This window comes from Shinella sp., from assembly GCF_052438155.1.
Lineage (GTDB): Bacteria > Pseudomonadota > Alphaproteobacteria > Rhizobiales > Rhizobiaceae > Shinella.
In genome coordinates this window covers 326,273-341,061 of the sequence record NZ_JBQVPI010000005.1, presented here as the reverse complement: position 1 = coordinate 341,061, position 14,789 = coordinate 326,273, and the positions used below count along the sequence as shown (strand labels likewise).

The 14,789-nt window shown below is 63.3% G+C and carries 12 protein-coding genes; 6 read left to right on the top strand and 6 right to left on the bottom strand.

Annotation, left to right across the window (positions count from 1 at the left end):
• Nucleotides 1–256 precede the first annotated feature (256 nt).
• The 3 genes from ACT6VE_RS12495 to ACT6VE_RS12485 all read left to right on the top strand — a co-directional run bounded on the left by ACT6VE_RS12495 (nt 257) and on the right by ACT6VE_RS12485 (nt 1,759).
• On the top strand, nt 257–883 hold the full coding sequence (locus ACT6VE_RS12495) for a pentapeptide repeat-containing protein (protein WP_444798919.1): 627 nt from the start codon (nt 257–259) through the stop codon (nt 881–883).
• A 176-nt stretch (nt 884–1,059) separates the two neighbouring features.
• A complete protein-coding gene (locus tag ACT6VE_RS12490) occupies nt 1,060–1,440 on the top strand; it encodes a hypothetical protein (RefSeq protein ID WP_444798918.1) in 381 nt (126 codons plus the stop codon).
• A gap of 61 nt (nt 1,441–1,501) precedes the next feature.
• Nucleotides 1,502–1,759: a hypothetical protein gene (locus ACT6VE_RS12485; RefSeq protein WP_444798917.1), complete on the top strand. Its 258-nt coding sequence runs from the start codon at nt 1,502–1,504 to the stop codon at nt 1,757–1,759.
• A 58-nt stretch (nt 1,760–1,817) separates the two neighbouring features.
• Here the strand turns inward: ACT6VE_RS12485 and ppdK are convergent, their stop codons facing one another.
• Together ppdK and ACT6VE_RS12475 are read right to left on the bottom strand one after the other, a co-directional pair.
• Nucleotides 1,818–4,487 (bottom strand): pyruvate, phosphate dikinase, encoded by a 2,670-nt coding sequence (ppdK, locus tag ACT6VE_RS12480; protein WP_444798916.1) that lies wholly within the window; start codon nt 4,485–4,487, stop codon nt 1,818–1,820.
• Nucleotides 4,488–4,667: 180 nt separating this feature from the next.
• Nucleotides 4,668–4,814: a hypothetical protein gene (locus ACT6VE_RS12475; RefSeq protein ID WP_171902405.1), complete on the bottom strand. Its 147-nt coding sequence runs from the start codon at nt 4,812–4,814 to the stop codon at nt 4,668–4,670.
• 367 nt (nt 4,815–5,181) lie between these two features.
• Here ACT6VE_RS12475 and ACT6VE_RS12470 point away from each other — a divergent pair, with 367 nt between their 5' ends.
• Entirely contained in the window at nt 5,182–5,952 is a 771-nt protein-coding gene (locus ACT6VE_RS12470; RefSeq protein ID WP_444798915.1) for an N-acetylmuramoyl-L-alanine amidase, read from the top strand.
• Between the two features lie 127 nt (nt 5,953–6,079).
• On the opposite strand, the gene smc is transcribed toward ACT6VE_RS12470, so the two are convergent.
• The 3 genes from smc to ACT6VE_RS12455 all read right to left on the bottom strand — a co-directional run bounded on the left by smc (nt 6,080) and on the right by ACT6VE_RS12455 (nt 11,161).
• Nucleotides 6,080–9,544, bottom strand: coding sequence for a chromosome segregation protein SMC (gene smc / locus ACT6VE_RS12465; RefSeq protein WP_444798914.1), 3,465 nt, complete (start codon nt 9,542–9,544; stop codon nt 6,080–6,082).
• Between the two features lie 75 nt (nt 9,545–9,619).
• On the bottom strand, nt 9,620–10,465 hold the full coding sequence (locus ACT6VE_RS12460; RefSeq protein ID WP_444798913.1) for a DsbA family protein: 846 nt from the start codon (nt 10,463–10,465) through the stop codon (nt 9,620–9,622).
• Nucleotides 10,466–10,639: 174 nt separating this feature from the next.
• A complete protein-coding gene (locus ACT6VE_RS12455; protein WP_444798912.1) occupies nt 10,640–11,161 on the bottom strand; it encodes a DUF721 domain-containing protein in 522 nt (173 codons plus the stop codon).
• A 225-nt stretch (nt 11,162–11,386) separates the two neighbouring features.
• Between ACT6VE_RS12455 and mutY the strand changes: the two genes are divergently transcribed.
• Nucleotides 11,387–12,481, top strand: coding sequence for an A/G-specific adenine glycosylase (gene mutY / locus ACT6VE_RS12450; RefSeq protein WP_444798911.1), 1,095 nt, complete (start codon nt 11,387–11,389; stop codon nt 12,479–12,481).
• Complete coding sequence (locus tag ACT6VE_RS12445; RefSeq protein ID WP_444798910.1) at nt 12,478–13,095, top strand: HAD family hydrolase; 618 nt, start codon at nt 12,478–12,480, stop codon at nt 13,093–13,095. Before mutY ends, ACT6VE_RS12445 begins: the two co-directional genes overlap by 4 nt.
• A 339-nt stretch (nt 13,096–13,434) precedes the next feature.
• Here the strand turns inward: ACT6VE_RS12445 and ACT6VE_RS12440 are convergent, their stop codons facing one another.
• On the bottom strand, nt 13,435–14,565 hold the full coding sequence (locus tag ACT6VE_RS12440; RefSeq protein ID WP_444798909.1) for a site-specific DNA-methyltransferase: 1,131 nt from the start codon (nt 14,563–14,565) through the stop codon (nt 13,435–13,437).
• Between the last annotated feature and the right edge of the window lie 224 nt (nt 14,566–14,789).

The window sequence follows — 14,789 nt, the reverse complement described above, 5'->3', positions numbered from 1 at the left end:
CCTGGGATTACATCGATGTACCGTTCGGAGCGCCCGGCTATAGACCTATGCCGCCGCGTACGACGCAGCGCGGGAGGATGACGAGCAATTCGGGAGGCGGCATGACGAGCGTCAGCACAAAACCGTGGTATTGAACCTCGCCTCCAGGCCGGATGGGAGGCATCCGCATGAAAGGAACTGACCAATGCCATCTGAAAGCCCGCCGAACAGCTTCATCGTCACGGAACAGACGCTCGACAGAGAGGCGGTCTCAGCATTGGTTGCCCGCAATATCCCGGTGACGCTGCAGCGTTGCAGTCTCGAAGAGGCCGACCTGTCCCGCCTCGCTTTCACGGGATGGACCTTCGATGCGTGCCGGTTGACGCGCGCGAAGTTCACCGGGGCGACTCTGACCGAGAGCCGGTGGTCGGGCTGCCGCGGGCCTTTTGCCGACTTCACCGGAGCGAATCTGTCGGAGTCCGAAATCGCGGGATGCGACTTCAACAATGGCGGCTTTCGCGGCGTGATCTTGACCTCCTCATCTTTGAAGCGCTGCAAGTTGACCGGTGCAAATTTCGCGGAGGCCCGGACGCTTGGCTGCGACTTCGAAGAAGTCATCTTCGCAGATGCGCGCCTGCCGGGTTTTTCCTTCCGCAAGTTGCACCTGAAGCAACTCGACTTCAGCGGCGCCGATGTTTCCCGTTGCGATTTCCGCGAGGCCGTTTTCGAGGCTTGCAGCCTTCGTGAAGCGCATCTGGTCGACAGCCGGTTCGATGGCGCCGACCTGCGCGGTGCCGACCTTGGGGGCGTGCGCCTGAACAATGCCAAACAGTTCAAGGGCGCGGTCATTTCGCGGGCACAGGCGGCCGACTTGCTCTCCGAACTCGGTTTGAAAGTCCTCTGATCTCAAGGCCGTCGAGGCAGACGTCGACAGTATCGTATGGAACTCCGCCTTCAGACCAAAATGGGCGTTGGCCTGCTTCGTTTTTCCCGCCCGCGACACGAAATTCCTTGCGTGCCGCAAATTTGCCACGCTCGTTAACGAACGTTCACAAACGGGGGTAGTAAAGGAGCAAGACGATGTTGCCGACGCAGACGGTCGCCGAGACACCTGCCGCCATTCCGGCTGGCGAACCCGCCCTTCCTCTGGAGCTTCTGGAACTCGAACTGTCGCTCGATGGCTTTTCCGGCGACGATGCCGGTTTTACCGAGGCCGTGCGCACGGCCGCCGGTCAGGTCGGCGGTGATTTCCTGTTCGACCTGCCGGCCTCGGGGCTCAAGGACGACTGCCGACGCATCGCGGCGCTGCGCGTACCGAAGGGCGAAGACCGGGCGCTCGCCGTGGTTTTCGCACTGCTGGACGCGGAAGGTGCGGCCATCCGGATGGAAAATCCCGATGAGAAAACCAAGGACCTGAAGCGCTTCGCGGACGCCTTCATCGACGTTCTGCAACGCATCTGAGGACTTGCGGCTCGATCCGGACAGGCCTATCCAAGGCGCGCAACAGTTTGCCGGAGTTCGCATGTCCAAGATGCTGATTCGCCTTGCCGCCCTCGCTGCCACCACCCTCCTTCTCGCCGGCTGCCAGACGGCCGCGGAAGTGCGCGCCAACGACGAGAACAAGTGCCGTTCCTACGGTTTTCGCGCGGGAACGGACGCGTTTGCCGAGTGCTTGCAGCGCATCGATCTCGACCGCCGCGCGGATTTCCGCGCAACCCGGATGAACGATCCGTTCTGGGGTGGGCCGACCTATATCTACGTGCGTGACCGGCGTCGTTGAACGCGACGCCTGACTTTTTGCGGGCCTTGGCGCCGCCGAGCGCAGCGCCTGTCTTCTCTCAGCCCTTGACGCCCTTGAAGGCGGCCTGTGCTGCTGCGAGCCGCGCGATCGGCACGCGGAAGGGTGAACACGAGACGTAATCGAGCCCCACTTCTTCGCAGAAATGGATCGACGCCGGATCGCCGCCATGTTCGCCGCAGATGCCGAGCTTCAGGTCACCCCGCGTGCGCCGGCCGCGTTCGGCGGCGATGCGGATGAGTTCCCCCACCCCGTCGAAATCGAGCTGCACGAACGGGTCCTGCTCGATGATGCCCTTCTGGATATAGGTCGAGAGGAAGGCTGAAGCGTCGTCGCGCGAGATGCCGAAGGTCGTCTGCGTCAGGTCGTTGGTGCCGAAGGAGAAGAACTCCGCCGATTCGGCAATGACATGAGCGCGCAGTGCCGCACGCGGCAGCTCGATCATCGTGCCGACGAGATAGTCGATCGCCACCCCGCTCTCGGCGATGACCGCCTTTGCCACGCTGTCGATGCGGGCCTTCACATAGTCCAGCTCCGCCTTCAGGCCGACGAGCGGCACCATGATTTCCGGCACGACGGCGGCACCCGTCGCACGGGCGGCTTCCGCCGCCGCCTCGAAGATGGCGCGGGCCTGCATTTCGGCGATTTCCGGATAGGAGATCGCCAGCCGGCAGCCGCGGTGGCCGAGCATGGGGTTGAACTCGTGCAGCGTATCGACACGCCGGCGCAGCACGGCCTCGTCGATCGACAGCGCCGCCGCCACATCGGCGATCTCCTCGTCCGTCTTCGGCAAGAATTCGTGCAGTGGCGGGTCGAGCAGGCGAATGGTCACCGGCAGGCCGTGCATGATCTCGAACAGCTCTACGAAGTCGGAGCGCTGCATGGGCAGGAGTTTTGCCAGCGACGCGCGACGGCCGGCCTCGTCCTCGGCAAGGATCATCTCGCGCATCACATTGATGCGGCTGCCCTCGAAGAACATGTGTTCCGTGCGGCAGAGGCCGATTCCTTCCGCACCGAAGGAGCGTGCCGCGCGGGCATCCGCCGGTGTTTCGGCATTGGTGCGCACCTTCATGCGGCGCGTGCGATCCGCCCATTCCATGATGCGGCCGAAATCGCCGGAAAGCTCCGGCTGGAGCATGGGGATTTCGCCCTTCAGCACCTGGCCGGAGGAGCCATCGATGGTGATGACGTCGCCGCGCTTCAGCGTCACGCCATGGGCGACCAGCAGTTCGTTGCGCAGGTCGACGCGCAGTGTGCCGGCGCCGGAGACGCAGGGCGTGCCCATGCCGCGGGCGACGACGGCCGCGTGACTCGTCATGCCACCGCGCGTGGTCAAAATACCCTCGGCGGCATGCATGCCGTGAATGTCTTCCGGGCTCGTCTCGATGCGCACGAGAATGACCTTGCGGCCCTCCTCCTGCGCCTGCACGGCGTCCTCCGAGGTGAAGACGATCGCACCCGTCGCGGCACCCGGCGAGGCCGGCAGGCCGGAGCCGATGACGTCACGGCGCGCGCGCGGATCGATGGTCGGGTGCAGCAACTGGTCGAGCGAGGCGGGATCGATACGTGCGACGGCCTCGCCCTCGCTGATCAGCCCTTCCGTCGCCATGTCGACGGCGATCCTCAGCGCCGCCTTGGCGGTGCGTTTTCCCGAGCGGGTCTGGAGCATCCAGAGCTTGCCCCGCTCGATGGTGAATTCGAGGTCCTGCATGTCGCGGTAGTGCCGCTCCAGCCGGTCGCAGATGCCGCAGAATTCGGCAAAGGCCTCCGGCATCAGTTTTTCCAGCGACGGCCGATCGGAACCGGACGCGATGCGCGCCTCTTCCGTGATGTTCTGCGGCGTGCGAATGCCGGCGACGACATCCTCGCCCTGCGCATTGACGAGAAACTCGCCATAGAGCGAATTTTCGCCCGTCGAGGGATTGCGCGTGAAGGCGACGCCGGTTGCCGACGCATTGCCGAGATTGCCGAAGACCATGGCCTGGACGTTGACCCCGGTGCCCCAGACGGCCGGGATATTGTGCAGGTGGCGATAGGTAACGGCGCGGGCATTCATCCAGCTTGCGAAAACGGCGCCGATCGCACCCCAGAGCTGGACTTCCGGGTCCTGCGGGAATTCTTCGCCCAGCTCTTCGCGGATGGTTTCCTTGTAGCGCCCGACGACATGCTGCCACTCGACGGCCGAAAGCTCGGTATCCTGCTCGTGGCCGAGCCGGCCCTTCTCGTCTTCCAGAATCTCCTCGAAGGCCTCGTGGTCGAGGCCCATGACGACATCGCCGTACATCTGGATGAAGCGGCGGTAGCTGTCCCAGGCAAAACGCGCATCGCCCGCATCATGGCCGAGCGCCTGTACCGTGCGGTCGTTGAGGCCGAGGTTGAGCACCGTATCCATCATGCCCGGCATGGAAGCCCGCGCGCCGGAACGCACGGAGAGCAGCAGCGGCTTTGCCGTATCGCCGAAATTGCGGCCGGTGATCGCCTCCATCTGGCGAATGCCGGCGCGGACCTGGTCTTTCAGGCCCTCCGGCAGCATGCGGCCGTTGTCGTAATAGTGGTTGCAGGCAGCGGTGACGATGGTGAGGCCGGGCGGCACCGGCAGGCCGAGATTGCTCATTTCGGCAAGGTTTGCGCCCTTGCCACCGAGCAGATTGCGATCGCCCGCACTGCCTTCGGCACGACCATCCCCAAAGGTATAGACCCACTTCTCCATCGACGCCTCCCCAAATGCGTTTTCTCAATCTACATGAACAGCATGTCTTTGAAAACGCGAGATGATGAGTTTTTTGCTGCATTGCATCAAAATTACGACGGCGATGCAAAATTATAGAAACCAAATATAAAAGCCGTGCTCCGGCAGGAACACGGCTTGTGGCTGGCCAGACAGGGTCGCTCAGTTTCCCTCGATGGAAAGCCCCTGCTCGTTGAGCTTGATCTCGACGCCGTCCGGCTGCTTCTCCTGCTGATAGGCATAATAGGAAAAGCCGGCCACCACGACGATGAGTGCGCCGATGAGCATGTAAAGTGCGTTTCTATCCACGTTTGGTCCCCAGTTGTAACACGCGTCTGCAAAAGCCTGCAGGTGCTCGTAAATGCACGAGGCAAGGCTTTGTTCCGCGCCAGGATCGCCAAACCGGTCCGCAAAAAACATCTCGGCGAACATCACGGACATCTTGTGCAAGCCGAGGTGGAAATGGTATTTTTGCGATCACCATAGCCGAGCATGCAGAATGAACGAGGCCATCTGGACGAGGAAGTGTCACTTCCTGCCCGGAAGAGCGAAGCGCTGCCATCTTCTGAAGAAAACACCCCATGACGCGAGTAGTATTGGCCTCACGATGAGCCTGCTCGCCTAAATATTTATTGATGGAAAATGGAGTCAGCTTACAAAACATAGGGAGAGGATCATGCCAACAAGTATCCCCAGTTCATGGATGCCGGATGCCGCCATGAAACGTGTTCATGTGCATTGGACTGCCGGTGGCCACACGGCCAACAGCACCGACAAGAAATCCTACCATATACTTGTCGAGGGCGATGGAAACCTCGTCCGTGGCGACAAATCGATTGCAGCGAATGCTCCGGGCGCTCCCAGTTCGGGGCATGCTTCCCATACGAAGAATGCCAATACAGGGGCAATAGGCATATCGATGTGCTCGATGACCGGCGCTCGCGAGAGCCCATTTTCCAGCGGAAGCAATCCGCTCCAGGAAATACAATGGGACACCATGATAAAAGCGGCTGCCCAGTTGGCGAAACGCTACGACATCCCTGTAACCCGGCAAACAATACTGACCCATGCCGAGGTTCAGCCAACGCTCGGCATATTGCAGAACGGCAAGTGGGATGTAACCCGTCTGTCTTTTACGAATGCATTCGTCGGCCACCGCCCCATTGGCGACGAGATGCGTCGCCGCATTGCTATAGAACTCGACGGATTGAACCCTTCGATGCATGGCGCCCTTTCGTCCGATCTCAGGCTGCCCCGTTTTCGCGTCAAGGGCGTGGCTCCTTCGACGTTGAATTTCAGGTCCAGCCCCGGCGGAGACAAGGTCGGCGAACTGCCGGAGAATACCCTGGTCGAGCGTATCGCCATGCAGCAAGCCTGGTGGCAGGTTCGAACACCGCAGGGCCATGTCGGATGGGTTTCGTCCGACTTCCTCGTCGCGGTATCGTAAGACCAGAAAAGCGACGGCCGAAGCCTAGAGCATTTCCAGCCGAAGCGGCATCGCTTCGGTGTCGGATAATGCGGCAAAAACAATAATCTAGAGCAATTCCGGTGAACCAGATTTCACCGGAATTGCGCTACGACGCCTCGCGCAGTTGCTCGGCCGTCTGCAGGTCCACCGACACCAGCTGCGACACGCCCTGCTCCGCCATGGTGACGCCGAAGAGGCGGTTCATGCGGGCCATGGTGATGGGATTGTGGGTGATGATGACGAAGCGGGTCTCGGTGGAGGCGGCCATCTCGTCCATCAGGTTGCAGTAGCGTTCGACATTGTGGTCGTCGAGCGGCGCATCCACTTCGTCCAGCACGCAGATCGGCGCCGGGTTGGTGAGGAAGACGGCGAAGATCAGCGCCATCGCGGTCAATGCCTGTTCGCCACCGGACAGCAGCGTCATGGTCTGCGGCTTCTTGCCGGGCGGGCGGGCGAGAATTTCCAGGCCGGCGTCGAGCGGATCATCGCTCTCGATCAATTGCAGCTCCGCCGTGCCGCCGCCGAAAAGGTGGGTGAAGAGGCGCTGGAACTGCACGTTGACCACATCGAAGGCGGCGAGCAGGCGCTCGCGGCCCTCGCGGTTGAGGCTCTGGATCGCCGAACGCAGCTTGCGGATCGCCTCGATGATATCCTCGCGCTCGGCGACGATGGCATCGAGTTTTTCGGTCAATTCCTTCTGCTCTTCCTCGGCGCGCAGGTTGACGGCGCCGAGACGTTCGCGCTCGATCCTCAACCGATCGAGGTCCCTTTCACGATCGCGCGGGTCCGGCAGCGGCGCACCCGCCGGATGGCCGGTGAGCTTCAGCGCCTCGTGCGGTGCGCAGGACAGCGCCTCGCGGATACGCGCCTCGCCCTCGACGCGGCGCTCGCGGGCGGAAACGAGGCGTTCTTCCACGCGGCCGCGCGTTTCGCGCGATTCGGCAAGCTGCGAGAGGGCGGTCGTCGCGGTGCGGTCGGCCTCGCGCTGTTGGTTTTCCGCCTCCTGCAAGGCGTCGGCGGCTTCCCGGCGGGCGGCCTCGGCATTGGTCAGGCCGGTCAGCAGTTCGCGGCGTTTTTCCTCGATCTCGTCGGGCGCCTCGGCAAGCCCTTCCATCTCTTCGCGCGCTTCGCCCTCACGATCACGCAGCGTGGCGATGTGGCTTTCCGCATTGGCGGCGCGGCCCTTCCACGTTTCGCGCTCGGCGGAAATCGCCATCAGACGGCGACGGCGGTCGGCCATTTCGCGGGCAAGGCCGTCATGGGCGGCGCGCGCTTCGGCCAGCGTCGCCCGGTCAGTCGCGACCTCCATCGTGCGAGTGCGGAGGCTGAGATCGAGATCGGCGAGGTCGGGGGCGTCTTCCAACGCTGCACGCGCATCCTCCAGCGATTGCGCGGCTTCCTCGACCTGCGCCTCGATCTGCACCCGGGTTTCGGCGAGCACGGCGCGGCGGCGGATGAGGTCGCCGGAGGCACGCTCGGCGGCTTCCAGAGAGTCGCGCGCTTCGGCAAGCGTGCGGGTGGCGTTGCGCTGCGCATCGCGCGCCTGCTGCTGGCGCTGCGTCTCGGCTCGGATCACCTCGCCGGCGCGGGCAAGATCGGCTTGCGCATCGGCTAGTGCTGCGCGGGCATCGTCCAGCTCCGCCTCGAGTTCGGTGAGGCGGTTCTTCTGTTCCAGGCGAAGGGCGGCAGCACTTGGCGCATCGGCACCGGTGACGTGACCGTCCCAGCGGACGACGGCGCCTTCGCGGGTGACGAGCCGCTGGCCTGTCCGCAGATGCGGCAGGAGGGAAAGCGCGTCGTCGACACTTGCGGCGACGCCGATCTGGGCAAGCCGGCGGTGCAGCACGTTTGGTGCGCGGACATGGGTGGTGAGCGCGGTCACGCCGGCCGGCAGGTGCGGATCGTCGGACATGTTGCCGGTGAGCCGCCAATGCACGGGTGCCGCAGTATCAGCGGGCGAATCGAGATCGTCGCCAAGGGCTGCCCCGAGAGCCGTCTCAAACCCGCGATCGACATGCACGTCTTCGACGACCGGCGCAAAGGAACCGTCACCGCTGCCGGCCTCCAGCATGCGGCGGATGGTGCGCGCCTCGGTCTCGATGCCGGCAAGGCGCGCGCGCGCCGTATCGACCGGGCCGCGCAGGGCGGATTCGCTGAAACGGGCTTCCTCCAGCGCCTCCTCGACGGCGACGAGCATCTCGCCGGTCGCTTCCAGCGCCTCTTCCGCCGACTGCACGGCAGCGCGCCGCTCTTCCGGATCGGGAAGATCCGCAATGCGGGCGTCCATCTCATCGAGCTCGCGGGCCTGCGCATCAAGCTGCTGACCGAGGCGCAGATGGCGTTCGGACAGGTCGCGGATCGCTTTTTCGAGCTGGTTGCGTGACGCTGACGCCTCGGCCCGCTCAGCGGTGACGGCGGCAAGGGCCGCTTCGCTCTCGGAAAGTTTTGCCGCCGCCTCGTCCATCGTCTCGCGGGCGGCTTCGGCGCGTTCGTCGGCCTCGGCGAGGATTTCGTCGATCTCTTCCTCTTCCGTCGTCAGACGGTCCAGCACGGCGGCGTTGTCGGCCACCATGCGCTCCTCGCGAACAATGTCCTCGCCAAGTTGCGCTAGGCGGCGGGTCAGTTCGTCGCGGCGGCGCAGCAGCCGGGCGGAATCCTCTTCCAGCTGCGCGCGGGCGATCTGCAGACGCTGCAGCACGGCGGCGAGTTTCGCTTCGTTCTCGCGCAGTTCCGGCAGTTTCAGGCTGGCGACGGCCTGGTCCTTGGCCGCCTGCATCTGCGCATTCGCCCGCTCGGCGACGAGCGAGGTCGCCTGGTTGAGCTGGCTTTCCGCCTCGCCTTCCGCCTCCTTCGCCTGCACCCAGCGAATGTGCAGCAGCATCGCCTCATGGCGGCGGATATCGGCGGAGAGCGCCTTGAAGCGGTTCGCCTGGCGCGACTGGCGCTTCAGGCTCTCGATCTGGCTTTCGAGCTGCGAGGTGACGTCGTCGAGCCGTTCGAGATTGGTTTCGGCGGCGCGCAGGCGCAGTTCCGCCTCATGGCGGCGCGAATGCAGGCCGGAAATGCCGGCCGCCTCTTCGAGCAGCTGGCGGCGGGCCTGGGGTTTTGCCTGGATGAGCTCACCGATACGGCCTTGGCCTACCATCGAGGGCGAGCGGGCGCCGGTGGACGCGTCGGCGAAGAGCAGCTGCACATCCTTGGCGCGCGCTTCCTTGCCGTTGATACGGTAGACCGAGCCGTTTTCGCGCTCGATGCGGCGCGTGACCTGGATTTCGTCCTGGTCGTTGAAGGCGGCGGGCGCGGTGCGGTCGGAATTGTCGAGATAGAGGCCGACTTCGGCGGTGTTGCGCGCCGGGCGGTGGCCGGAGCCGGAGAAGATGACGTCGTCCATGCCGGACGCGCGCATGTTCTTGTAGGAATTCTCCCCCATCACCCAGCGCAGCGCCTCGACGAGGTTCGACTTGCCGCAGCCATTCGGCCCGACGACGCCGGTGAGGCCGCGTTCGATGACAAATTCGATGGGTTCGACGAAGGACTTGAAACCGAGCACACGGAGCTTTGTGAACTTCATGCGTTCACCCGTGCCGTAAAGCAAAAAGCGGGCGCACGGCTTCCGCCGTCGCCCGCCGGAAATCCGGTCGAAGGATCAAAGAAGGCTTTCGATGAGGGCCGACATGGAGTCAACCGACATGTCTCCCGAATAGCGCTTGCCGTTGATCAGGAAGGTCGGGGTCGCTGCGACGCCGAATTCCTTGGCACCGCGTTCACGTACCGCGTTCACATCATCCAGAAGCTTCTGGTTCGTCAAGCAGGCCTGGAAGCTCTCCTGTGTAAAACCGGCGAGTTTCGACATCTGGAGCAGCGCTTCGCGGCCATCCTGTGCGGCGGCCCAGGTTTCCTGCTGCTTCATGAGCATCGAGATCATCGGGTAATACTGTGCAGCTTCGGTGAGCTTCGTGGAATCCTGCGGCTGGCAGCGTGCCAGCATGAAGGCGGCGGCGGCACGCGGATCGAACGGGAATTCGCGCACGATGAAACGGGCCTTGCCGCTATCGACATACTTCGCCTTGATCGCATCGAAGGTATTGTTGTGGAAGGCCGCGCAGTGCGGGCAGGTCGTCGACATGTATTCGACGATGGTGACGGGAGCATTCGCCTCGCCCAAAACCATATCCGGCAGCGCGCCGGGCTTCAGCACTTCCGCCATATCGACGTCGCCCTCAGCGGACGGAACTTCTGCCGCAGGCTTCTGAGCCGTCTCGGCCGGAGTCGTGGTGGTGGTCGTCGTCGTGGTGGAGGTTTCGGTTGCCGTGCCGGTAGACGTGGCAGGCGTCGAGCTTGCGCTTTCGCCCGTCGTCGTCTGGCTGGTCTCGGGAGCCTTGGCGGTCTCCTCCTTCTTCTCGTCGGAGCAGGCAGCCAGCGTCACGGCGAGCGCCGCAACGGCAGCGCCGGTCAAGAGGCGCTTCATCAGGCTCATTTCGGAAAGGGACATGGTCTCTCCTGTCGGAAGGGATAAGGAATTCTTGGGTCCATCGACGCAAGCCCGGACGGAAAACCGCTTCGCACCCGAAATTGCTCTTGGCACTCCCGTTATACCTGCTTTGGGGCAGGAACAAGCGGAGTTAAGGCTAGTAACTTCAAAGAATTGTGACCGTTCAATGGTTGCTCACGGCGCTTTTCGGGGCATGCCAAGCACCGCCGTACCGAGGCGCTTCAGCGCCGCCTTCAGCGCATCGCCCTCGATGCCCTCGACAAGATCGTCGAGATGGCGGGCGGCCGCGCCGGTCAGCGGGCGCGGCTTGGGCTTGCGGCGCGGCTGCGCCGCCACCGGTTTCTGCACGATCTTGATTTGTCTGATTGCCGGAAAACCGAAGAAGCCGTTGATGCGCTGAATGATCTCACCCTGCTGGTGGCTGAGGAACAGCGCACGCGCGCCCTCGCAGGCGATCGTCAGCACGCCCGGCTGGTAGCCGCCGCCCTCGCCCGTCATCTCTGAGGCGCGGCGCGGCCAGGAAATGCGCTCCGGCCGCGTGCAATCGGCAAACTGCGTGCCGGCGATCTCATCCCACGAGCCAAGCAGCATCGTATTGATGCCGGCGCGTTTCGCCAGCACCGGATCGATCAGCGCGTTCGCCACTTCGCTGATCTGGACGATGCCACGTCTCGGTTTTTGGGCTTTGGCGTTCACGTTTTACCTTGTCCCCTTGTTGGGCGATTCGCGACAAGCAAAACCGTGTTGCGCGCTTTTGCTGGAATTGCCGGCAGGGAAAATATTCCTGTTTTTGCCGCGAAGCACTTGAAGATCGCGGATCACTCCGTCAGTTATAGAGCAATTCCAGCAAAAGTGCGCAGCGGTTTTGCGTCCGGAATTGCGTCAGTATATTGGGTCGCTCCGACCCCGTTCAGGCAAATCATGACCCAAGCCCACCGGACAGCGGCGCCCGCCGACCTGCTTCTTGCCTGGTACGACCGGCATCACCGGGACCTGCCGTGGCGGGTGAGCCCGCCGATGGCGGCGCGCGGTATCGAACCCGATCCCTACCGGATCTGGTTGTCCGAGGTCATGCTGCAGCAGACGACGGTGCAGGCGGTCAAATCCTATTTCGCGCTGTTCACCTCCCGCTGGCCGACGGTTATCGATCTCGCGAAAGCCGACAATGAAGACGTGATGAAGTCCTGGGCAGGGCTTGGCTATTACGCGCGCGCCCGCAACCTCAAGAAATGCGCCGAGGCGGTCGCCTTCGAGCATGGCGGCGTGTTTCCCGATACCGAGGACGGCCTGAAGGCGCTTCCCGGCATTGGCGACTATACGGCAGCGGCGATCGCGGCCATCGCCTTCAACCGGAAAAGCGCCGTGCTCGATGGCAATGTCGAGCGCGTCATCTCGCGCCTGCATGCCATCACGACGCCGCTTCCTGCGGCAAAGCCGGAAATGCGGGCGCTCGTCGCTGCCATGACACCGGAGGACCGGCCGGGCGATTTCGCCCAGGCGATGATGGATCTCGGCGCGACGATCTGCACGCCGCGGCGACCCGCCTGCGCGCTCTGTCCGTTCAATGCGAACTGTCGCGTGCTCGGCCGTGAAGACCCCGAACTGTTTCCGCGCAAGGCAGCGAAGAAGGAAAAACCCGTGAGGTTGGGTGCCGCCTTCATCGCCGAGGACGAGACCGGTGCTGTTTTCCTGCGCAAGCGTATCGAGAGCGGGCTGCTCGGCGGCATGACGGAAGTGCCGGGAAGTGCCTGGACGGGGCGCATCGATGGCGAGACCGGCACCGAAGCCGCACCCTTTCAGGCAGACTGGCAGGCCTGCGGCACCGTCACCCATGTCTTCACGCATTTCGAGTTGCGCCTCTCCATCTACCGTTCCAAGGTGCCGCTGAATACCGGCGCCGGCGAAGGATGGTGGCAGGCGAAGGACACGCTCGATGGCGAGGCACTGCCGACCGTCATGAAGAAGGCAATAAAACAAGCCATACCCGACGCGTTTCAAACGACGAGGACAGCATGAGCAGCATCGAAATCAGACACGTCGTCTTCGACATCGGCAAGGTGCTGATCCATTACGACCCGCACATCCCCTTCGCCCGCCTGATCCCCGATGATGCCGAACGCAACTGGTTCTTCGCCAATGTCTGCACGCACGACTGGAACCTCGAGCAGGACCGCGGGCGTGACTGGGCGGAGGCGGAAGCCCTGCTGATTGCGGAACATCCCGACCGCATCGAACAGATCCGCGCCTTCCGCAAATACTGGCACGAAATGGTCTCGCACGCCTATGTGGAGAGCGTGGCGATCATGGAGACCCTCATCGCCGAAGGTCACGACGTGACCATGCTCACGAACTTTGCCGCCGATACATTCAGGCAAGCGCGCCAACTCTTCCCCTTCCTCGACATGCCGCGCGGCGTGACGGTTTCCGGGGAGATCGGCCTGATCAAGCCGGACCTTGCGATCTACGAGAAGCACAGCAACGATTTCGGCCTGTCGCCCGCCCATACGCTGTTCATCGACGACGCGCCGGCGAATGTCGAAGGTGCCCGGAATGCCGGCTGGCACGCTGTCCAGTTCACCGACCCGGAGAAGCTGAAGAGCGACCTTGCGGCGCACGGCATTGCGCTTTGATTGAGGGCATCTCCTGAAACCGAAACGCCCGGAGCTTTATGGCTCCGGGCGTTTTCACTTTTCCGGGACTGAAGGTACAAAAACCGGAAAAGCGATATCTGGCCTGCCCGGCCGGTTGATCGGCCCTGGCTTTCCGCAACGATTTCCGCCGCTTGGCCTGATGTATTTACCAGATCACAGTAAGCGCCTGATGGTTAACATCACCTGAATCGCGCCTGTGGAAGTTGGGGGGTCCTGTCAAATGGCGGGCGCCCCCTTCCCCTCAAAAGCCACAGCCCCCGGTGCAGGGAGCACCGGAGGCCGCGGCTGGAGAAACCGTTTTTTTCGTGGGCAACAGGCCTATTCGATACCGGCCATGCCGGCGCGTACGACGGCGCGCAATGCATCGATCGGCTTCAGCGCGGCACCTTCCGCGTAGTGCCAGAAGGTCCAGCCGTTGCAGGCGTCATGGCCCTGTACGCGGGCGCCGACGCGGTGGATGGAGCCGACATCGCTGCCCGAGGCGAGCGTGCCATCGGCGCGAACGATGGCGCTGTAGCGGCGGCGTTCATCCGTCAGCACCGTGCCGGGGGCAATCAGGCCGCTTTCGATCAGCGTGTTGAAGGCGACGCGCGGTTCGGCCTTCTTGCCGGTCATCACGGACAGCATGCCGCTGCCGAGCGGTTCGACGGCGTCGATGCGTTCACGGGCGGCATCGATGTAAGCCTGTTCGCGCTCGATGCCGACGAAGTGGCGGCCGAGGCGTTTTGCGACCGCACCCGTCGTGCCGGAGCCGAAGAACGGATCGAGCACCACGTCACCGGGCTTGGAGGACGCCATCAGGATACGGGCGAGCAACGCTTCCGGCTTCTGGGTCGGGTGCACCTTCTTGCCGTCTGCATCTTTCAGGCGTTCGCCGCCGTTGCAGATCGGGAACAGCCAGTCCGAGCGCATCTGCACGTCGTCGTTGGCAGCCTTCATGGCATCATAGTTGAACGTATAGCCCTTGGCCTTCGGATCGCGGGTCGCCCAGATCATCGTTTCGTGCGCGTTCTGGAACCGGCGGCCCTTGAAATTCGGCATCGGGTTTGCCTTGCGCCAGATGACGTCGTTCAGGATCCAGAAATTGAGGTCCTGAAGCGTCGCGCCGACGCGGAAAATGTTGTGGTAGGAGCCGATGACCCAGATCGTGCCAGACGGCTTCAACACGCGGCGGCAGGCGAGCAGCCAGGCTCGGGTGAAGGCATCATAGGCCCCGAACGAGGCGAACTGGTCCCATTCGTCATCGACGGCATCGACCAGCGACTGGTCCGGCCGCGTGAGCGCGCCACCGAGCTGGAGGTTGTATGGCGGATCGGCGAAGATGACGTCGACGGACTGATCCGGCAGGGCCTCAAGGGCTGCAACGCAATCTCCCTTGATGATCGAGTCAAGCCAGCCGCTTTTGCGGGGCGAACGGGAGACGTCTGCAAGCGAAAGAACAGATGGCATTTGATACTCGCTGATACGCTTACTCGGGGCTGAACTGATCCTTATGGTTACCGAAGATGGTTACCAAAGACTGAAAGGATTGGAGAAAAAGCGAAATTCGTTCCGCGGCGGGACCTTTAATGGAATTCAAGCGGCCGCGAATAGATGGTCCTCCCCGTCCGTCATTCGATGAACATGCCGTGCCCCTGCCGGCGTGAACGACCGGGTTTTCCGGGGGACCGAGG